General features: G+C 69.4%; 20 protein-coding genes and 1 tRNA gene. 9 read left to right on the forward strand and 12 right to left on the reverse strand.

Features of this window, described 5'->3' with window-relative positions; translation table 11 throughout:
- Positions 1-20: 20 nt before the first annotated feature.
- On the reverse strand, positions 21-1,856 hold the full coding sequence (locus tag ACZ6SA_RS45840) for a SpoIIE family protein phosphatase (protein ID WP_347642909.1): 1,836 nt from the start codon (positions 1,854-1,856) through the stop codon (positions 21-23).
- Between the two features lie 58 nt (positions 1,857-1,914).
- On the opposite strand from ACZ6SA_RS45840, the gene ACZ6SA_RS45845 reads away from it, so the two are divergent.
- On the forward strand, positions 1,915-2,631 hold the full coding sequence (locus tag ACZ6SA_RS45845; protein ID WP_347642910.1) for an ANTAR domain-containing response regulator: 717 nt from the start codon (positions 1,915-1,917) through the stop codon (positions 2,629-2,631).
- 3 nt (positions 2,632-2,634) lie between these two features.
- On the opposite strand, the gene ACZ6SA_RS45850 is transcribed toward ACZ6SA_RS45845, so the two are convergent.
- Entirely contained in the window at positions 2,635-2,991 is a 357-nt protein-coding gene (locus ACZ6SA_RS45850; RefSeq protein WP_347643144.1) for an STAS domain-containing protein, read from the reverse strand.
- A 176-nt stretch (positions 2,992-3,167) separates the two neighbouring features.
- Here ACZ6SA_RS45850 and ACZ6SA_RS45855 point away from each other — a divergent pair, with 176 nt between their 5' ends.
- Complete coding sequence (locus tag ACZ6SA_RS45855) at positions 3,168-3,938, forward strand: SigB/SigF/SigG family RNA polymerase sigma factor (RefSeq protein WP_347642911.1); 771 nt, start codon at positions 3,168-3,170, stop codon at positions 3,936-3,938.
- A 74-nt stretch (positions 3,939-4,012) separates the two neighbouring features.
- Positions 4,013-4,369: an ATP-binding protein gene (locus ACZ6SA_RS45860; RefSeq protein WP_465835526.1), complete on the forward strand. Its 357-nt coding sequence runs from the start codon at positions 4,013-4,015 to the stop codon at positions 4,367-4,369.
- Positions 4,370-4,519: 150 nt separating this feature from the next.
- On the opposite strand, the gene ACZ6SA_RS45865 is transcribed toward ACZ6SA_RS45860, so the two are convergent.
- The 4 genes from ACZ6SA_RS45865 to ACZ6SA_RS45880 form a co-directional block, all read right to left on the reverse strand.
- On the reverse strand, positions 4,520-4,714 hold the full coding sequence (locus ACZ6SA_RS45865) for a hypothetical protein (RefSeq protein WP_347642913.1): 195 nt from the start codon (positions 4,712-4,714) through the stop codon (positions 4,520-4,522).
- Between the two features lie 6 nt (positions 4,715-4,720).
- Positions 4,721-5,446 (reverse strand): hypothetical protein, encoded by a 726-nt coding sequence (locus ACZ6SA_RS45870; RefSeq protein ID WP_465835528.1) that lies wholly within the window; start codon positions 5,444-5,446, stop codon positions 4,721-4,723.
- 5 nt (positions 5,447-5,451) lie between these two features.
- Positions 5,452-5,997 carry a hypothetical protein gene (locus tag ACZ6SA_RS45875; protein ID WP_465835530.1) on the reverse strand — a complete coding sequence of 182 codons (546 nt, stop codon included), beginning with the start codon at positions 5,995-5,997 and terminating at the stop codon, positions 5,452-5,454.
- A 70-nt stretch (positions 5,998-6,067) separates the two neighbouring features.
- Complete coding sequence (locus ACZ6SA_RS45880; protein ID WP_347642916.1) at positions 6,068-6,493, reverse strand: hypothetical protein; 426 nt, start codon at positions 6,491-6,493, stop codon at positions 6,068-6,070.
- 95 nt (positions 6,494-6,588) lie between these two features.
- Between ACZ6SA_RS45880 and ACZ6SA_RS45885 the strand changes: the two genes are divergently transcribed.
- Positions 6,589-6,665, forward strand: a tRNA-Pro gene (locus tag ACZ6SA_RS45885).
- Positions 6,666-6,985: 320 nt separating this feature from the next.
- Here ACZ6SA_RS45885 and ACZ6SA_RS45890 read toward each other — a convergent pair.
- Both ACZ6SA_RS45890 and ACZ6SA_RS45895 read right to left on the reverse strand, forming a co-directional pair.
- Positions 6,986-7,477 carry a hypothetical protein gene (locus tag ACZ6SA_RS45890; protein ID WP_465835532.1) on the reverse strand — a complete coding sequence of 164 codons (492 nt, stop codon included), beginning with the start codon at positions 7,475-7,477 and terminating at the stop codon, positions 6,986-6,988.
- Positions 7,474-7,689, reverse strand: coding sequence for a hypothetical protein (locus ACZ6SA_RS45895; RefSeq protein ID WP_465835534.1), 216 nt, complete (start codon positions 7,687-7,689; stop codon positions 7,474-7,476). The genes ACZ6SA_RS45890 and ACZ6SA_RS45895 overlap by 4 nt, the downstream gene beginning before the upstream one ends.
- 139 nt (positions 7,690-7,828) lie before the next feature.
- On the opposite strand from ACZ6SA_RS45895, the gene ACZ6SA_RS45900 reads away from it, so the two are divergent.
- Positions 7,829-8,578, forward strand: coding sequence for a hypothetical protein (locus ACZ6SA_RS45900; protein ID WP_465835536.1), 750 nt, complete (start codon positions 7,829-7,831; stop codon positions 8,576-8,578).
- Positions 8,579-9,044: 466 nt separating this feature from the next.
- On the opposite strand, the gene ACZ6SA_RS45905 is transcribed toward ACZ6SA_RS45900, so the two are convergent.
- Positions 9,045-10,334 carry an alpha/beta fold hydrolase gene (locus ACZ6SA_RS45905; RefSeq protein ID WP_465835538.1) on the reverse strand — a complete coding sequence of 430 codons (1,290 nt, stop codon included), beginning with the start codon at positions 10,332-10,334 and terminating at the stop codon, positions 9,045-9,047.
- Between the two features lie 199 nt (positions 10,335-10,533).
- Positions 10,534-11,928 carry a cytochrome b gene (locus tag ACZ6SA_RS45910; RefSeq protein WP_465835540.1) on the reverse strand — a complete coding sequence of 465 codons (1,395 nt, stop codon included), beginning with the start codon at positions 11,926-11,928 and terminating at the stop codon, positions 10,534-10,536.
- Between the two features lie 462 nt (positions 11,929-12,390).
- On the opposite strand from ACZ6SA_RS45910, the gene ACZ6SA_RS45915 reads away from it, so the two are divergent.
- Positions 12,391-13,212 carry a hypothetical protein gene (locus tag ACZ6SA_RS45915; RefSeq protein ID WP_465835542.1) on the forward strand — a complete coding sequence of 274 codons (822 nt, stop codon included), beginning with the start codon at positions 12,391-12,393 and terminating at the stop codon, positions 13,210-13,212.
- A gap of 63 nt (positions 13,213-13,275) precedes the next feature.
- On the opposite strand, the gene ACZ6SA_RS45920 is transcribed toward ACZ6SA_RS45915, so the two are convergent.
- The gene (locus ACZ6SA_RS45920; protein WP_465835544.1) at positions 13,276-14,430 is read right to left on the reverse strand and encodes an acyltransferase family protein; all 1,155 of its coding nucleotides are present in this window, start codon (positions 14,428-14,430) and stop codon (positions 13,276-13,278) included.
- A gap of 188 nt (positions 14,431-14,618) precedes the next feature.
- Between ACZ6SA_RS45920 and ACZ6SA_RS45925 the strand changes: the two genes are divergently transcribed.
- On the forward strand, positions 14,619-15,008 hold the full coding sequence (locus ACZ6SA_RS45925; protein WP_347642924.1) for a GntR family transcriptional regulator: 390 nt from the start codon (positions 14,619-14,621) through the stop codon (positions 15,006-15,008).
- Positions 15,005-16,123, forward strand: a complete 1,119-nt coding sequence (locus ACZ6SA_RS45930) for a DUF1648 domain-containing protein (protein ID WP_465835546.1) — start codon at positions 15,005-15,007, stop codon at positions 16,121-16,123. The genes ACZ6SA_RS45925 and ACZ6SA_RS45930 overlap by 4 nt, the downstream gene beginning before the upstream one ends.
- 58 nt (positions 16,124-16,181) lie before the next feature.
- Here ACZ6SA_RS45930 and ACZ6SA_RS45935 read toward each other — a convergent pair whose 3' ends face one another.
- Positions 16,182-17,087 (reverse strand): AraC family transcriptional regulator, encoded by a 906-nt coding sequence (locus ACZ6SA_RS45935; RefSeq protein ID WP_347642926.1) that lies wholly within the window; start codon positions 17,085-17,087, stop codon positions 16,182-16,184.
- Between the two features lie 226 nt (positions 17,088-17,313).
- Here ACZ6SA_RS45935 and ACZ6SA_RS45940 point away from each other — a divergent pair, with 226 nt between their 5' ends.
- A complete protein-coding gene (locus ACZ6SA_RS45940; protein WP_465835549.1) occupies positions 17,314-18,072 on the forward strand; it encodes an SDR family NAD(P)-dependent oxidoreductase in 759 nt (252 codons plus the stop codon).
- The last annotated feature ends 230 nt before the right edge of the window (positions 18,073-18,302 follow it).

Raw genomic sequence — 18,302 nt, forward strand, 5'->3', positions numbered from 1 at the left:
GAAACGCAAACCCCTACAGATCAGACACCTCGGAGCGCGAACACCACGATTTCATCCCACACCTGGCCCTCCGAGAACGCGTGCCGGTCCGCCTCCACCGCCTTGACCACGGTGGACGGCGACTGGCCCGCGCACCGGCCGAGCACGTCGGCCAGCCGCTCGTCGCCGTACGGCTCGCCCTCGGCGTTCCTGGAGGAGACCAGGCCCTCCGAATAGAGCACCAGCGTCTCGCCAGGGGGGACCGTCAACGTCTCGACCTGCGTCTCCGCCTCTGCCGCGATGCCCAGCGGCACGCCGCCGCCCGCGACGAAGCGCACCGTGCCGTCGTTGCGCACCCGCGCCGCCGGATGGTGCCCCGCCGACGACAGCCGGATCGTACGGCCCTGCACGAACCCCGCCACGGCCATCACGAACAGCCCGGAGCCCTGGGCGACCAGCGCCTCGTTGACCTTCCGCATCACCAGGTCGGGGTCGGACTCCCAGACGCTCAGCACCCGCAGGCCGCCCCGGACCATGGCGGTGACCGACGCGGCCTCCTCGCCCTTGCCCGCCGCGCCGCCGAACGCGAACCCCCACCCGCCGGCGACCGGGAACACGTCGTAGAACTCCGCGCCCACCGACGCCCCCGGGTGGTAGACGGCCGCCGCCTCGTAGCCGGGGATGTCGGGCAGGTTGCGCGGCGCGACGCTCGCCGACAGCGCGTCGGCCGCCCGCGCGCGGCTCTGGAAACTGCTCTGCGCGCGCACCGCCAGGCCCAGCTGCAGCCCCACCTCCTGCATGACGGCCAGGTCGGCCAGCGCGAACGGCTGCCTGTCGTGCGTGCGTACGAGCGTCAGCACGCCGTCCCGGCCGCCGATCGGGACGCTCAGCAGCGAGCTCGCGCCCATCGCCGTCAGCACCGGCCCGTCGGCGCAGAAACCGAGCAGCGTCTCGTCCTCCACCATCTCGTGCACCACGCCGGAGCCCCGGTCGAGAACCTGCAGCACCACCTGGCTGGTCGCCGGGTCGGCGGACTCCACCTGGCGGGCCAGCTCACCCAGAGGCTGGTCCTTCGGCGCCATCACGGCCGAACGGCGCGGCACCCCGTCGCGCACCACGTCGGCGATCACCCAGTCGGCCCACTCGGCCGCCAGCAGCCGCGTCGCCCGCGGGAGCGCGACCGGACGCCGCAGCGCCTCCTCGTCCAGCAGCAACGTGGCCATCTTGACCAGCAGGTCCTGCCGCCTGGCCGCCGCCAGCAGCAGCGCCCCGTCGGACTGCTCGGGCCTGCGCGCGCCCGGCTCGGGCACCTGCACCTCGATCGGCAGCGCGATCGCCGCCACCATCTGCTGCGGCTCGCCCGGCATGGTCAGCCTGATCATCGCCAGCTGCACGGTGTGCGTGCGCCCCTGGTGCGCCAGCCGGGTCTCGAACGCCGACGGCTGCCCGGTCTGCAGCACCGACGTCAGGTGCGACCGGAACGCCGCCCGCCGCGACACGTCCACCAGCAGCGGGAACGACCGGCCCACGAGGTAGCCGTCGGGGCTGCCCAGCATCCGTGAGGTCTCCGGGTTGATCCGCCGCACCACGCCGCCGCCGTCGAGCACGATGACGGGCACGGGGAAGGCCCTGAACACCTGGCGCAGCAACTTCAGCTCGCGCTGCGCGCCGCCGTCCTTCTTCGCCCCTCCCCGCTTCGGGGACTTGCGCAACTGCTCCCTGGCCTCGGCCAGCAGCTCGGCGGCGGTGTCGAGCTCCGCGAGCGCCGCGTCCAGCGTGGGCGCGAGGTCCGAAGGATAGGCGGCCCTCGCCGCACGCAGCGATGAGACGCGCCCGGCCAGCGCGTCCAGCGCGTGTTCGAAGTCCGGCGTGGTCATGGTCTGACGCTACGCCACGCGGGATAATGCTAGCCATAAGGGGTAGAGGCTTGTTGCTATGGAATCCACCGCGATGCTCACCCCCGGACTCGCCCGTGACCTGGCGGCATTGGGCCGCCTCGGGGAGGACACCTCGACAGAGAGCGTGCTGCGCGGCCTGACGACCGCGCTGACCGCGGGAGTCCCCGGCTGCTCCGGAGCCTCCGCCGAGCACTGGCGCGATCACCGGGTCCTGGTCTCCGGCTCGCACAGCGAGCTCATCATGCTCGTCGAAGGCGAGCACGAGCTGGGGGAGGGGCCGTCTACCGAGGCCAGGCAGAGCGGCGGACGGGCCACCGTCTCCGACGTGCTCACCGAGACCCGCTGGCCGCGCTACGACGCGCTGGCCACCCGCTGGGGCGTGCGCTCGGTGCTCGCCGTCCCCATCGACGTGGCGCCCGCCGTGCTGGTCGTCGGCCTCTACTCGGTGCGCCCCGGCGCGTTCTCGCCGCAGGGCGCCCACTCGCTCTCCGACATGCTCACCGAGCAGGTCGGGGTGGCCATGGCGAACCTGTCGGAATTCGACGAGGTGCGTACGGACGCCGCCCAGCTGCAGGAGGCCCTCGCCGGCCGGTCGGTGATCGACCAGGCCAAGGGCATCATCATGCAGACCAGCGGATGCACGGCCGAGGCCGCCTTCGAGGAACTGCGCAGGATCTCGCAGCACCACCAGGTCAAGGTGGCCGACCTGGCCAGGCTCCTGGTCGAGGAGCACCAGCGCAAGTCGAAGGGCTGAGCCTCACCCGATGGCGGCCAGGGCGTCGTCGAGCGTGTCGTAGATCGGCAGGCGCTGGGCCAGCCCTGTGATCCACATCACCTTCGACTTGGAGTATTCGACCCCGATCAGCGCGAACTTCGCGCCCGAGGTGAGACTCGTCTGCCAGTGGTGCACGATCAGGCCGAGCGCGCGCGAGTCCATGAACGTCACTCCGGCCAGATCGAGGATCAGGCCGGTGCCCGCCAGCGACAGGTAGTCGGCGAACTGCTCGCGCGTCGTGGCGTCGAGCACGCCGTCGACCCGCACCACGGTGACCGAGTCGACGGTCGATGACGTCAGGCTCAGAGCCGCCGCGGGCCCGTCGCCGTTTTCCGGCATTGTCACGGAGCAACCCTACTGTCACCACGCCAGGGAGGAATACTTCCGGCGGCACGGGGGACACTTCTCGCGAGGTCCAGCAGAGGGCTTCCGTCTCGATAGTTGAGCGAGGCGTGCCTCTGCCTGGGCTTCTTTGCTTGGGGGGAGACCGCCTGCGAGCCGTACGAGGAGCAGCCATGGCTGTGCAGGAGTACATCCTCGAGGAGATGAGCGCGGAAGAGCTCCTGGCCGAGATGGTCAGGGAAAGCACCTCCAGCAGCCACCGCGAGCGGCTGCGCGAACGCATCGTCGAAATGCACCGTCCGCTCGCCATGGAGATCGCCAGACGATACCGCTACCGGGGCGAACCACTGGAGGACCTTCTCCAAGCCGCATATGTTGGCCTGATGAAAGCCGTCAACGGCTTCGACCCCAGCCTCGGGCACGCGTTCAGGGGCTACGCGGTCGTGACCATGACCGGTGAGGTCAAACGGCACTTCCGCGACCGCACCTGGGCCATCCGGGTGCCGCGCCTCTACCAGGAACGCCGCTCCGAGCTCAACAGGCTCGTCGCCGATCTCAGCCAGGACCTCGGCAGGTCGCCCACCGTCGCCGAACTGGCGGCGAAGATGAACATCACCGAAGAGGACGTCCTGCTCACCCTCGACGCCTCCGCCGCCTACAGCACCCTGTCGCTCGACGCCCCGCTCGGCTCCGACGACGACGCGGCCTCGCTCGGCGACGTCATCCCCGAGGACGACGACACGCTGAGCACCATGGTCGACAGGGAGGCCGTCAAGCCGCTCATCGACGCCCTGCCCTCCCGGGAGAAGCACATCCTGCTGCTGCGCTTCTTCGGCAACATGACGCAGGCCGAGATCGCCGCCGAGTTCGGGATCTCGCAGATGCACGTGTCACGCATCCTGCGCAAGGTGCTCGATCAACTACGCGCCGAACTCGTCGGCTGAACAGGGGCGGTCGCCGGGTGAACGAGGACGTGGAGCCCCAGCCGGGCCACACGGGCCCGCCCCCTGGCGCGCCCGTGAAACGACTACGCTTCCGGCTGCCGGACCTGCCGCAGGTCCGGCAGTTCGCCGAAGAGGAGGCCCGCGAGGCGGGCATGGCGGAGGACGCCGTCGCCGACTTCGTCATCGCGATCAACGAGATCGCCACCAACGCCGTCACCCACGGCGGCGACCAGGCTGTCCTGCGCACCTGGGCGGCCGGCGGTGACCTGGTCGTCGAGGTTCACGACAAGGGCCCGTGGAAACCGGGGCCCCTGCCGGGGGGCGTGGGCGGCATGGGGCTCTGGGTGGCCCGCCTGCTCGCCTCGGAGCTGACCGTGCACACCGGAGAGGCCGGCAGCACCGTCGTCATGCGCTTCCCCGGCAAGGCGTGACCCGGGGGAGGGGCTCCCCGGAACACGTGACCAGGAGACGGAACTCCGGGCAATGCGTGATCAGGAGAAGGGGCTCCGGCGCGGCGCACCCCGCGCGGCGCGACACCGCGCGCCGCCACATCACCCGGGCGGCGCGCGGACCGCGCGTCGTCAGCGCCTGGCGCGGCCACGCCAGCCGCCGTAGCCGCGCACGCTCGCTGTGCCGATGCCTGCCTGGTGCAGAGCCAGCAGGGTCAGTCCCAGCAGGACGAACGTCATACCGGAGACCCCTCCGGGGATGTTCACGCCCAGCAGGTCGAGCAGTAAGCCCAGCCCGAAGACGATCGCCGCGACTATCGCGAGCATGCCAGGTCACCTCATCCCGTGGCTGTGGCTCTGGCCGGGCGCCTGGCCGGGCGCATGGACTGGCGCCTGACCGGAGCCCACCGGCGCCTGGCCGGGGGATCCCGACAGGGCGAGCAGGTGCTCCAGGACGTTCCGGTAGTCGCGCAGCGCCAGCCGCAGCTGCTCGGTGTCCTGCGCACCGGTGCCCTTCCAGCCGTCCCGCAGGGCGCCCGTGCGGCTCGTGAGGCTGCTGGTGAACGACTCCACCACCTCGCCGAGCAGACCGTCGGCGCGCCGTAGGGCCTCGCCGGGGTCGTCCACGAACGACGCCTGCAGGTCGCGCCAGCGCGCCTGCACCTGAGTGGGGTCCTGGTCGAACAGGACGACGTCATGGGGAGCCGCGTGCGCCGGGACCTCCTCGGGTGCGGCCTGGACGTCGACCGGGCCGGGCTCCGGCTCGGCCCGCAGGTCGCCGCCGGTCCTCGCGTACGGGTCCCGGTAGGCGGCGTCCTCATCCGGCTCGGCCGATGGGTCCGCGCCGGGAACGGCGGGGTCGTACTCGTCGGCGGAGCGCTCCAGCCCTTCATGGCGGCCGTCGGCGCGCCCCGTGCTCTCGGGACGGCCGGCGATCGGCCCTCCGGCCTCCTCCCCGGGCCTGCGGTCCGCGGCCGCCCGGCCGTCGTCACGGTCGTCGCCGCGTACCTCGTCAGCGCGCTGCGACGGCACCTTCAGCTCGTCGTGGCTGTTCTTCATCACTCTCACCGTCCTCGCGTGGTCTCGTGCAGCAGCTCCTCGAACAGGGCCCGGTAGTGGACCATGGCCTGCCGGAGCTCCTCCGTGGACGCCTGCTTCTTGGCCGCCCGCCCGCTGATCCCGTGAGCCGTCCGGTAGTGGTCGAGGGTCTCCGCGTGCCCCACGGACAGGTCGGACAACCGCTGCTCGAAGTCATCCGTCGGGTAACCCCGCTCCGCCATGACCGCGGTGACCAGCTGGTCCGCCTCGGTCACCGCGAAACCCGGCGCGTCCACGAAGCGCTCCTGCACCTCGGTCCACCGGTTGGCGTACGTCTCCCGCGACTCCTCCGGCAGGGGACGGATGTCGAGCTCGGAATGCCGCTGCTCGCGGTCGAGCAGCTCCTGCTCGGCGTCGCGGCGGTTGTCGTGGTCTGCGACTATGCGCTCGTACTCGGGGCCGAAACGCTCACGGAGGTGGTTACGGCGCTTCTGCTGCTGCACGACGTAGGCAACTGCGGCGAGCGCCACCACCGCGATGACGACGACGGCCACCCAGATGTAGGTGGTCATGATGTTCGCCTCCGGTCTCTTTGTCGAGACCGGCCGACTTCCCGGGAGAGCCGTGCCGAAACTTTTGCCCTCAGCTTGCTTCGAGCGCCTTCCGCGCCGCGGCCAGCACCGACGCGACATGTGAGCCCGCTGGTGACGCGGGGACCTCGCTGAATCCCGCATCGGGGTCGTACCGCACGTCCAGCCCCTCGTCCACCAGCCGCTGCGCCCAGCGCAGCGCCGTGTTCAGCCGGTCGGACGCCGGCGGCTTCCCCTGCGCCGCCGCCGACAGATTGCGCAGATTGGTGGCGGGCCCTGACTGGACGTGCGCGCGGGCCAGCTTCCACGGGACGGCGGCGCGATGGTCGAGCATCGGCTTGGCCAGCCCGGCGGCCCGCTTGGCCTGCAACACCCCGGACGTGCTGACACCGAAGTGAGCGGCCAGCTCCTGCACGCTCCTCCCCTCGGCGACCAGCCTGGCCAGCTCATCCCGATCAATGGTCGGCTTACGCCCCACCCGGCCCCCTCCGCTCCCGCTTTCCGTGTACGCGTGCACCTTCGATGTGCGCTAAGGTTATGACGTCCCGCCCCGCAGGGGGCGGCCGACACAACCGGGACGTAGCGCAGCTTGGTAGCGCACTTGACTGGGGGTCAAGGGGTCGCAGGTTCAAATCCTGTCGTCCCGACCAGATCGACGCTGGTCGAAGAGGGTGTCATCCATCAGGATGGCACCCTTTCGCATGGGTGAGTGACTAACGCGCGAAGAGATCATATATCGCCAAGTACGCCATCAAGCGTGCCGAAGCCTCCGGCGCCATCGACCACCGCGGGACGGCGGTCACCGAAGCTGTCTACCGAAAGCAGATCCGCCCCGTACTCCGGAAAGGAACTGCGGCGATGGATAGGCGCGGCCCTACAACTCGCTCATGTAACGGTCCCCGGCCCGCTGCCGCTACGCGGTGAGTCGACGGCGTACGAGGTGGCAGGCGGGGGATAGGCCGCAAGATGGTCAGCGTGGCGGGAGAAGAGGCATGGCAGGGGCGATGCCTTCCGCTGCTCCAGGTTCGACCAGGCGGACGCAGGCCGGGCAGGCCCACGCGGCTGTGGGCAGAAAAGGCAGGCAGCACCCCAGGGTCGGCAACGGGCGCACCGTCTCCCCGCACAGGCTCACCTTCTGGTTTGCCTGTACCGCATGCTGTACAGCCACTTCTCGCTGATCGGACAGGCCGAGGCGGTAGCCGTCGAATCGCGTGATGGGTCGTACCTCGTCATTGTGGATCAGCAGGTCATCCCAGTGAATTGCCCAGCGCTTCACCTCTCCGGGCATCTCGTGCGCATCTCCGTCCAGCGCGAGCACGGCCAGAGTGCCGTTACGCAGCTCCGCTTCAACGGTCCCGTGGCGTCCGAGGAGGAAGGAAGCCCACGCTCGTGTTGATGTCGGGCTGTGGAGCATCCCCATGATCTCGGCGCGACAGCCGACTCTGGTGGACGGGGTGCTCACAGTGCCTGCTCCGCTGCTTCCTGCTCCTTCAACTGCTCGGTGAGCTGGGCGATGTCGTCCGCGTCGGTCGTCTGGGACAGGCCGTGATCTATCTCGCGCTGGGATAGACGACGATCGTTCCGGGTGGCCCAGATGCGACCGGCAGAGCTACGCCAAATGCACCAACCGGGAAATGCCGCTTGGAGGTCTTCGAGAATCACCGGGGTTGACATGGGATCAGCCTGCTTACCTGCGCGTGACAAACCCACCGCGTTACCAAGACGTCCAGGACGTTATGGCATTACGCTCCAGACGTCCCTGACGTCCTCCAGCGCGAGGTGTACCGTGGCCAACGTCCCCCTACGCAGAGCCATGCTGAACGCCCAGGTCACAAACCAGAACTTGGCCGACCGATGCGGCGTGGACGTCAAGACGGTGGAACGGTGGCTGCAGGACGAAACGCGCGTTCCGCACATGCGACACCAATGGGCCGCCGCAGAGGCACTAGGAGTTGAGATCGCCGTGCTATGGCCAGATGCAATTCGCAATACGGTGAAAACCGGGCCGGACAAGGAAGTCTTGACCGTTTATCCCTATCGCTCTGCATGTCCGAAATCAATCTGGCGCAATCTCATCAATTCGGCGCGCAACGAAATCGTGTTCGCCGGTTACACGAACTACTTCCTGTGGCTGGAACACCCTAACCTCGCGAAGGTGCTCAAACGGAAGGCCCAGCAGGGCTGCAAGATCCGGTTCCTCGTCGGCGATCCGGAGAACGATGTCACTCGGCGACGTGAGGAGGTGGAGAACGTTCCGCTGACCGTCTCCACGCGCATCCGGATCACGTTGTCGGAAGCCGAGCAGCTACGAGACGTTCCCGGCGTCGAAGCCCGGTTCGGTGATGAGCACATCGCCATGAGCGTGTTCCGGTTCGACTCGGAAATGCTCGTCACGCCTCATCTGGCCAAGCTGGTCGGGCACGACTCGCCTATGCTGCACCTGCGGCGGTATCAGGATGACGGCCTGTTCGACCGCTTCGCCTACCATGCCTCTGAGCTGTGGAGCAACGGCCGAGACGTGTGGCAGCAGCACCAGCCCACGGGCCAGATTCTGGGTGACTGACAGAGTGACAACCGGCCCGGACGGCCCTGGATCCGAGGGGATCGCACGGGACGGTATCACCAGGTGGGGGCGGGTATCGATCGTGATCCCGCCCCTTCGTGATGTGCCTGGGGGCAAGGGGTCGCAGGTTCAAATCCTGTCGTCCCGACCAGATCGACGCTGGTCGAGCAGGGTGTCACTCGTAAGGGTGGCACCCTTGCGCATGGGTGAGTGACCACGAAGCGGCGAGTGTGCCCAGCGCCGCACGTACGGGGCGGATCTGCTTGCGGGCGTTCCAGGGATTCAGGGCGCGAGCTCGGCGGCGGGGCCCGCGATGCCCGCCGCGTATCGCACCGGCCGTGGAGCCGGTGGAGCCGCACGGTCCTGCGGCAAGCTGACGCATCCTGACCTGGGCATCCCGGCCTCCCGCGAGATCCGCGCCCGCGGGGACCGGCCTCACCGAGCTGCCGGTGTCACGGGTCTCGTGTCACAGGTGCCGTTTCAACCAGTCCCAGGTCACCTGGTCGCGCTCCTTGACCGGCGGGCAGTGTCCATGGCCGCCGGTGATCTTGACCTCGCCGTCGGCGGATGAGGCGGCGAGCCGCTTGATGTCGCCGACCGGCGCGAAGGGGTCATCCGCCGTGGCCACCACCAGGATCGGGGTGTCAGTTCGCTGTTTGCCCACGTAGCCCTGGTTGACCAGCGACGTCCTTTTGACGAGCTGCGCCAGCCGTTCGGTGTCCCCGACCGGGACGTCGAGGCGGGCGGCCAGCGCCGCCCGCGGCTGCGGCGGGAGGTTGTCGATGAACTCGAGGCCGGCGTCGAGCGCCTGATGCACCGGGCCGCAGACGGACACCACGGCCTTGACCTGCTCGTCGGTGAAGGCGAGACGTCCCACCGTGTTTCCTCCGTAGGACACACCCACGGCTCCTATGCGCTCGGCGTCGATGAGGTCGTGCTCGCGCAGCCTGTCCACAACGGCGCTGTGCAGGCGGTCCATGGCGGGGTGGTCGGCGGGCCAGTCCTTGCTGTCGCCGAATCCCGCGTTGTCGAACGAGACCATGGCGATCCCGGCGGGAGCGAGGTGCCTGTCGAACAACGGCCGGTTCTGGGTCTTGGCGACGTCGATGCCGCCCGTGGAGAGCACGACGGGAAACGGGCCGTCGCCCTTGGGGAGGTGGAGGAACGCCTCGAACGTTCCGCCTTCCAAGGGCACCCGCAGTCGCTCGAAGCCCGAGTTCCCGAGACGGGCGGCCTTCTCATAGGCGTCCTTCGCCCTCCTGTACGCGTCCTCCTCGTGCGCCGACTCCCGGTGCTGGGGGTAGGCGGCCACCGTGAAGTAGATCGATGCCGCGCGATACCAGTCCCGCGCGGCACGGGAATCGCCGCCGGCTCGGGCGGCGTCGGCCTTGCCCAGCGCCTCCCTCCCCACCGTGGTCCACTCCGTGATCCAGTTGCCGGGACCGGGCTCGATCACGGTGTCGAACCACTGCGCGTTCTCCCGCTCGTCCGTCGACTCCTGGATGCGCCGCAGGACCGCCTGCATCACGGCGGGGTCGCCGCCATTCGCAGCCCAGTCCTCCAGGCGGATCTCGCGGAACCACTTCTCCTCGTCGATCTCGACCGCTTCGACGGGGGCGGCCGACCTGGAGGAGCCGGTCGAGGACTCCGCCCTGCCTTCTCCGGCGGGCGTCCCGGCCGCTCCGCACCCCGCGACGGCCAACGTCACCACAGCCACCGAGGCCGCCATCGTCGACAGCCGTACCTGATGTCGCATGTCTTCTCCTCGCAGCCGCCGGACCTGACGTTCCACTCCTGTGTGCTTGTGCTGCACTCAAGCGCGGTCACGTGTGGCTCGTGCGGTTGCCTGTGTGAAGCCTTCATGAAGGCGGGCGGCAAGGGGCGCGAGGCCCGAACCTGCCCCACCTCACCGGCCAGCCCGATCACACCCGGCAGCGCAGGAAATCGACCTCTACCTATGCTGACCGGCTCAACTCCCGGTGACGATCGCGCTCTTGCCGCACCGGCGCCATCCGCTCGTGAAATCCGCCGTCGGGGGATCGGACGATGATCCCTGTCTCCATGCCGTGCTCGGCCACGTCGCGGTCCGACTGCTGGAGTGCGAGGCAGATCCACCGGGTGACGACGAAGGCGACGACCGGCCCGATGACCACGGCGTATCGGAAGAAGATCGTCACGGCGTTGAGAGTGAGCTGGAACTGGTGGGCGAGCTGGTCGTTGGCCGCGGCTGCCCACAGCAGGCCGTAGAACGTGATCCCGGCGGCGGCGATGGCCGTCTTCACGGGCGTGTCGCGCGACCGGTCGAGCAGGTTTCGCGCGGGTGTCTCACGGACCGTGCGGCGCGCGCTCTCAGGCCGACCCAGCGCGTCGCGGCGGCCGCGTCGCGCGAGGAGGAAACGCTCGGCAAGCGGATACGTGGCCAGCGCGGTGAAGAAGACCCCGGGGACCACCACCGTGGGGACGAGGACCGCGAGGCTGAGCGTGTACTCCCCGAGGGTGAGCTCCCACGCGGGCATGATCCGCAGGGCGCCGTCGAGGAACCCCATGTACCAATCGGGCACCGAGCCCGCCGAGATCTGCGTCGGCCTGGCCGGACCGTACAGCCAGATCGGGGCGATCTGGAACCCGAACCCGAGGATGATCAGCATGCCGAACGTCGCGACCGCCATCAGCGGGCGGGCGCTTCGCCGCACCGGCAGCGAGGTGACGAACCGCGAGTGGCCGTGCCGCCGCACCAGCAGTTCACGGACGACCAGCAGCCCGGCCATGACGGCCGCGAGCAGCAGGTGCACGACGTACATGACCGGAATGACCCTGTCGCCGGGAAAGTCGGAGCCGAACAGCAGCGACGTCACCCAGGTCCCCACCACCGGGATGGACTGCATGACCGACATGATCAACCACAGGCTCCCGCTCGACAGCATGTCGTCGGGCAGGGCGTTGCCGGTCTCGCCTGCGAACATGCCCAACGCCAGCAGCGCCACCCAGATCAGCCACTGCCGGCTGCGCGGGCGGCGGAACGCGCCGGTGAGGAACATGCGCAGCAACTGCAACACGACGGCCGCCACGAAGACGAGCGCCGACCAGTGGTGCATCTGGCGGATGAGCAGCCCGCCGCGCACCTCCAGGCTCAGATGCATGGTCGAGTCGAACGCCCTGCTGACGAGGAGCCCGCGCAGCGGGCCGTAGGAACCGTCATAGGTCACCTGGGACATGCCGGGGTCGTAGAACAGCATGAGCATCGCCCCGGTCACCAGCAGAACGACGAATGACCAGACGGCGATCTCCGCGAACATGAACGACCAGTGGGAGAACTGGAACGAGCGGCGTATGGCCGGCAACGAACGCATCTTGGGCCCCCTAAGCTTGCCTGCACACAAGACGCGATCGGGCCGGCCGGTGTGACGTCGGGAAGGGCCTTTGTGACCGTGAGTTCCGTCACTGCGGAGGGCCGGAACCAGGGCCGGTCGCGCGTGACGGGCGCCGGCCACTGCCCGGCGCGCCCTTCCGACCTTCCGGAACGCTCTGCGTACGTCGGGGCGTCGATGGAGGCGAAGACGAGACCATGACGGGGCTGCTGTCTCCTCTCCTTCATTGTTCGGGAAATACGATGAATGCAGGCGCGACAGCCGCAGGTCGTACATTCATTTGCGCCGTCCTGACCGGTCGCTCCAGCATGTCTTTCGAGGTCGCCCGGGTCAGAAATCTGCAAGTGGCGTGCAAGCCCTTTCGATAATCTTGTAGCCGGAACTGTCGCGTTCGAACGTTCATCTCGTGCGGACGAAATCGCGGAACCGGATCTGGGGGAATGGGTGGAGCTGTCTCGCTGGCGGACCGTCGCTTCTGTGCTTCTGCCATGGCTCACCGCCAAACTCGTGTTCAAACCGAAGGTCGGCCCGCTCAGAAATGACCGGATGCTGGATCGGCTCGCATTCTGGCGGTCGGTGGCCGGCATGGTCGCGGTCATGATTGCGACCTACGGATACCAGGACGTTCTTTTCGTTTCGGGAAACATGTTCCTGAAGGCGCTCCAGACCGGGGCGTACGCCCTGCTGCTGCCGCCGCTGGCGTTTCTCGTGATGCTCGTCGTGACCCGCCCCGGCCGCCGCCTGCAACTCATGCGTGGCGCGAGGCGTCTCCTCGGACGCGGGGCGCTCGCACTGGCCATCTTCTTTCTGCCGTTCCTGCTGCTGAGTCTCGGCGACGGCCACGTCGACATCACCAACCCCGACCCGAGGGCGGCACTGTTCTTCATCCTCGTCGTGCCCCTGCTGATTCTCTGGTTCGTGTGTTTCTGGTGCTGCACGGTCTACTGGGCCGCGCGTACCGGCTTGTGGACCGGCGAGATCCACCCGCTGCTCGCGCCGGTCGGCACAACGGCTCTCATGTTGCTGATCAACGGCCTGGAGCTCTTCGAAGGCGACACCAAAGGCGTGCCTCACGGGCTCTGGCTGACGCTGAACCTCTGCGGGACGGTCACGTCCCTGATGCTGGCCGCCCTGGAATATCGACACCTCCGGTCCGTCGGCTACCGGTTCCGCAGCGGGCCGGAGCCGGTGACCGGAGGCGAACCGGAACCGGAACCGGCCGTGACGGGTCCGGCGCCGCTGCGGGCCGGCGACGTGGCGGGGTGACGGATGGGGTGGGGGCGGTGGCCTGTCGCCGGCCGTCCTGGTCGTCGCTCCCTCGCTACGGATCTACAGGACCTTCCGGGCGCCCGGCAGGGCGCGGACCACGTACGCCGCCGCCCAGCACAGCGGCAGCGCGATGGCGGTGAGCAGCGCGGCCTTCGCGATCGAGGGCGCCTCCACGCCGCTCAGGGCGTGGTTGAGGGCGACGATCACGGCCGGGTGGGTGACGTAGACGGTGAAGGCGTGCGCCGACAGGAACCGGCGCAGCCGGCCCTGGCGGCCGAGGCGTTCCCTGAACAGCACCACGAGGCCGAGGATGATGCCGACGGCGAAAGCCGACTCCGAGACGGCCATCAGCAGGGACGGCAGGGTTCCGTGGCCCAGGCTCGTCTCTCCGAAGGCGCCCACGACGAGGACGAGCGCGACCGCGGCGCCGGCCGCGGTGGCGAACCCGGCCCGGCCGGCCGCTCCGGGCAGGCTCTCCAGCCAGCCGCGCCGGGCGGCGATCAGCCCGACGACGAACAGCGCCGCGTACTGCGGCAGGTAGCCGAACGACGGCAGCCCCAGCACGGTGACGCCCATCGGCGCCACCATGCGCCACACGTACGTCACCAGGGACAGCCCGATGGCGAACCCGGCGATCGCGGCGGCGCCGGGCGCCCGGCCGGTGGCCGTGGCCGTCTCGGGTGCGCGCCGGCCCTGGCCGGCCAGGCGCCGCCACAGGACGTAGAGCGCGCTGAACACGAGCAGCACCTCGACGAACCACAACGGACCCGGTGTGTAGTGGAGCAGGTAGAACTTCCAGTAGGGCAGGTCGGTTCCCTGCCGGGCGGCGGCCTCCGCGGCGGCGGTGTACCTGCCGATGGTCACGAGGGGACGGATCAGCAGCAGCCACAGCAGCAGCGGGACTCCCAGGCGCAGCAGCCGCTCTCTCAGGAACTGCCCGGCCCCCTTGCGGTCGTAGGAGCGCGGCACGAACAGTCCTGAGACGAGGAAGAAGGCCCCCATGAAGAACGCCTGGTTGACCACGAGCAGCAGGTCCAGCAGCCCTCCTGAGGAGTCGGCCGGCTCCGTGTAGTACCAGCCCTGGACGTTGCTGTAAGCGATCACGGAATGGTGGATCACCACGAGTGCCATCAGGGCGGTGCGTAGGTTGTCGACATGGAGAAGCCGCGGGGCGGTGGTGGGCGGCGCGGCCTGCTGGTTGCCGGGCTGCGTCATCGGTCCGCCGTCCCTCCGGGCCGTGTGGCGCGAGCGGCGTGCTCGGGCGGGCCGGTCTCCCTCGTGGATAACCCGGTCCACGACGTGACGGGGAGGGCCGGTGGTGTCTGGTGGATCTCTGCTCGCGGCATGAGGTGTCCCCCTGAAGAAGTTTGTGTTACTTGTTGTATAGCAGATAGAGTAGCGACGTGCGGCTGACCCTTGACCTTGACAGCGAGATCCCGATCTACCAGCAGATCCGGGACAGGATCGTGGAGGGGATCGCCAGACGGCAGGCGCACGAAGGCGATCCGTTGCCTTCCACGCGGCAACTGGCCGCCGATTTCGGCATCAACTTCCACACCGTGAACAAGGCGTACGACCTGCTGCGACAGCAGGGCGTCATCCGGATCAACCGCAAGAGCGGCGCGGTCGTACGGCGTGACGCCACGACCGGGCCACCAGAGGCGGCTTTCATCGACGACTGGGAGGAACGCGTGCGCGTGCTGCTGGCGGAGGCCACCGTCCAGGGCATGGACCGGCAGGAGGTGCTGCGCCGGACCGAGGCGCTGCTGACGGGTTTCGAGGAGCACACGTGATCATGATCCTGTGCACCGGCCTGATCGCCACCGCGCTGGTCACGGCCCTGGTGCTGGCGCTTCCCGCGCTGGCCAGGCCCACCCTTCCGTTCGGAGTGCGCGTCGGCGTCCAACGGGTGGACGACCCGGCCGTCATCACCGCGCGTCGCTCCTACGCACGCCTGACCGTGGCGGCGGGCGCGCTCGTCGCGGTGGTCTCGATCCCGGTGCTGCTGATCACGCGGTCCGCCGCCGCGATCGGCGTCACCACGTCGGTGCTGGCGGTCCTGGACGTGCTGCTGTTCCACCGCGCCCATCGCATGATCCGCACCGCCAAGCTCACCGGGGGGTGGACCGCCGAGCGGCGCCAGGGCGTCGCCGTGGACACCACCTTCCGTACCGACCCGGTCCGTGTGCCGTGGCCGTGGGCCCTTCCCGCCCTGGCCGTCGTCCTCCTCACCGCGGGCATCGGCTGGGCGTGTCACGGCACGCTGCCGGCCACGCTGCCGTCGCTTCTCGGGTACGCCACCGAAGCCGCGCGGCGCGAGCCCACGACCGTGCTGAGCGCGTTCCAGCCGGTGATCTTCCAGCTCGTCCTCACCGTGATCGCCGTCGCCATGGTCCTGGTCGTGCTGCGCGCCCGCCCCGACCTCGACGCCGCCAGGCCCAGGGGCTCGGCCCGCCGCTACCGCACCTACCTGCGCGGGATGGCGGTGATGTCGCTGCTGAGCGCGGCCTGCCTCAACCTGAGCCTGCTGTTCGCGGCCCTGCACCTGTGGGAGATCGTCACCCCCTCGATCGTCTGGCAGGTGACCATCTATGCCCCGCTCGCCGTGCTGGCGGGCGGCTGGCTGATGTGGGAGGTCAAGGTGGGCCAGGCCGGGCACCGGCTGCCCCTTCTGCCGGGTGAGGAACTGGAGGACTCCGGGCTCGGGCAGCGCGACGACGATCAGCACTGGCACCTGGCCGGCTCGGTCTACGTCAACCGCCGCGACCCCGCCCTGCTCGTGCACGACCGTCTCGGCTCCTCGTCGTGGACCCTCAACCTCGGCCATCCGATCGCCTGGCTCCTGCTCGGCAGCCTCGCCGTCGCCCTGGTCGTGGTGGCGGGGGTGCTGCTGGCGGGTGCCGTGTGATCCGCCCCTCCCGAGGGAACAGACGCCGTTGACGCGAGGAGCAACCGTCCGGGACGGCTCAGGGGAGGACACTCGCAGGGGTACGCGCGGCGTGATGCAGGCGGGCGGCGTCCTGGCTGGGGGGCATGCCGAACTGGCGGCGGTATTCCCGGCTGAACTGTGACGGGTTGTCATAGCCGACCCGGTGGCAGACTCCCGTGACGTCGTTCGGGTGGACGGCGAGCAGCAGCCGGGCCTCCTGCAGCCGGATCTGCTTCTGGAACTGGATGGGGCTCATCGCGGTCACCGCATGGAAGTTGCGGTAGAAGGCCGACACGCTCATGCCGGACAGCCTCGCCACGTCCTCGACCCGGAAGCGCTGCGCGTAGTGCTCGCGGATCCAGCGCACGGCGCGGGAAACGTGGCTGAGACCGCTGTCGGCGAGTCCGAGCTGGCGAACCGTGGCACCCTGCTCACCGGTGATCACGCGCCACAGGATCTCGCGCTTGATCAGCGGGGCCAGCACGGCCCGGTCGCGAGGCTCGTCGAGCAGGCGCAGCAGCCGGACCACCGCGTCGAGCAACTCGGCCGGAGCGTCGCTGACGGCGATCCCCGGCGACGCGCCGCCACCGATGGGAGGAAGGTCGCCGGGCCCTGCCGCCAGCAGCAACTCGGCGACGGCGGACGGTTCCAGGGTGAGCCCGAAGCCCAACGCCGGCTGCTCGGGGTTCGCCTGAAGGAACTGGCCGGTGATCGGCAGGTCGACCGACGCGACCAGGTACTGTCCGGCGCCGTACTCGAAGATCCGGTCGCCCAGCGCGAGGCGCTTGGCGCCCTGGGCGATGACCGCCAGCACCGTGCCGGACATCGTGAGCGCCGGCGGTTCCGAACGGTCGATCTTCGAGACGAGGACATCGTCGATGGCGGTGGTCCAGTCGGGCCGGGCGTGCCGGGCCAGCTGGTCGCGGAGTTCTTCGAGCCGCATGTGGCCATTGCAGCACGATTCCGGGGCCTGGTTCCCGTACGCGAGAGGATCGTGCACGTACGGGCGAGGATCGTTCTAACGTTCCCGCAGGTCAAGCCGGTTGAATGAGATCACCGCATTCCACCGCCGCCACGGCCGGGGCACCGATCGGCTCGTCCGGGACCTGCCCCCCGCCGCATGGCGCCGCCTTGTTCGGGCACGGACACGTACGCAGGAGGAACACACCATGAAGGTCGCCGTCATCACGGGCGCCAGCTCCGGCATCGGACAGAGCGCCGCCATCGAGATCGCCAGGCGCGGAACCGGAGTGATCTTGACCTACGGCGCCAACGCGCGAGCGGGGCTGGAAACGGCCGCCGTCATCGAGAAGGAGGGCGGCAAGGCCGTCGCGCTGCCGCTGGACCTCGGCGATGCCGGAACCTTCGCGGCCTTCCGCGATACGGTGGCCGGCGTGCTGCGCGACACCTGGCAGCGCGACACCTTCGACCACCTGGTGAACAACGCCGGTCACGCCGAGACGTCGTTGATCGAGGACACGACCGAGGAGACGTTCGACAGGCTCATGCGGGTCCTGCTCAAGGGGCCGTACTTCCTCACGCAGCGGCTGCTGCCCCTGCTGGCGGACGGCGGGGCCATCGTCAACACGAGCAGCAGCTCGACGGGTACGGCGGGATTGGAGCCCGGCTACTCGGCCTACGCGTCGATGAAGGGCGGGCTTGACGTGCTGACCCGGTACATGGCCAAGGAATTCGCCACGAGAGGCATCCGCGTCAACGCCGTCTCACCCGGTCCGACCCGCACCCGGCTCGGCGGCGACGCCTTCACCCGGTTCCCCGAGGTCGTCGCGGCCCTCGCCGCGAAAACCGCGTTCGGCCGGACCGGCGAACCCGACGACATCGGCGCCATGATCGCCACACTCGTCTCCGACGAGAGCCGCTGGGTCACCGCCCAGAACATCACGATCTCGGGCGGCTTCCACCTCTAGACGCCTCGGCCGGGCGGTCCTCGACGCGCCTGGAGCCAAGGGGACACAGGTTGACATCCTGTCGATCCGGTGGCCGGGCGAGCCCCGTCACCTGGAGCGTTCCGCACGGTGACGGGTACTCCACCGCGGGCAGGGACCTGAGGCGCTGGGGACGTCGGGGGGGGGGGGGGGGGGGGGGGGGGCCCCGCAAGGGGCCCCCCTCTTGCTGTGTCTGTGCCACAGACGAAGGT

The organism is Nonomuraea sp. NPDC049378 (genome assembly GCF_055586745.1).

Excerpts from the sequence above, each read along its gene's own strand:
- ACZ6SA_RS45840 (WP_347642909.1), bottom strand. The coding sequence starts at position 1,856 with ATGACCACGCCGGACTTCGAACACGCGCTGGACGCGCTGGCCGGGCGC.
- ACZ6SA_RS45845 (WP_347642910.1), top strand. The coding sequence starts at position 1,915 with ATGGAATCCACCGCGATGCTCACCCCCGGACTCGCCCGTGACCTGGCG.
- ACZ6SA_RS45850 (WP_347643144.1), bottom strand. The coding sequence starts at position 2,991 with ATGCCGGAAAACGGCGACGGGCCCGCGGCGGCTCTGAGCCTGACGTCA.
- ACZ6SA_RS45855 (WP_347642911.1), top strand. The coding sequence starts at position 3,168 with ATGGCTGTGCAGGAGTACATCCTCGAGGAGATGAGCGCGGAAGAGCTC.
- ACZ6SA_RS45865 (WP_347642913.1), bottom strand. The coding sequence starts at position 4,714 with ATGCTCGCGATAGTCGCGGCGATCGTCTTCGGGCTGGGCTTACTGCTC.
- ACZ6SA_RS45870 (WP_465835528.1), bottom strand. The coding sequence starts at position 5,446 with ATGAAGAACAGCCACGACGAGCTGAAGGTGCCGTCGCAGCGCGCTGAC.
- ACZ6SA_RS45875 (WP_465835530.1), bottom strand. The coding sequence starts at position 5,997 with ATGACCACCTACATCTGGGTGGCCGTCGTCGTCATCGCGGTGGTGGCG.
- ACZ6SA_RS45895 (WP_465835534.1), bottom strand. The coding sequence starts at position 7,689 with ATGTCAACCCCGGTGATTCTCGAAGACCTCCAAGCGGCATTTCCCGGT.
- ACZ6SA_RS45900 (WP_465835536.1), top strand. The coding sequence starts at position 7,829 with ATGCTGAACGCCCAGGTCACAAACCAGAACTTGGCCGACCGATGCGGC.
- ACZ6SA_RS45905 (WP_465835538.1), bottom strand. The coding sequence starts at position 10,334 with ATGCGACATCAGGTACGGCTGTCGACGATGGCGGCCTCGGTGGCTGTG.
- ACZ6SA_RS45910 (WP_465835540.1), bottom strand. The coding sequence starts at position 11,928 with ATGCGTTCGTTGCCGGCCATACGCCGCTCGTTCCAGTTCTCCCACTGG.
- ACZ6SA_RS45920 (WP_465835544.1), bottom strand. The coding sequence starts at position 14,430 with ATGACGCAGCCCGGCAACCAGCAGGCCGCGCCGCCCACCACCGCCCCG.
- ACZ6SA_RS45935 (WP_347642926.1), bottom strand. The coding sequence starts at position 17,087 with ATGCGGCTCGAAGAACTCCGCGACCAGCTGGCCCGGCACGCCCGGCCC.
- ACZ6SA_RS45940 (WP_465835549.1), top strand. The coding sequence starts at position 17,314 with ATGAAGGTCGCCGTCATCACGGGCGCCAGCTCCGGCATCGGACAGAGC.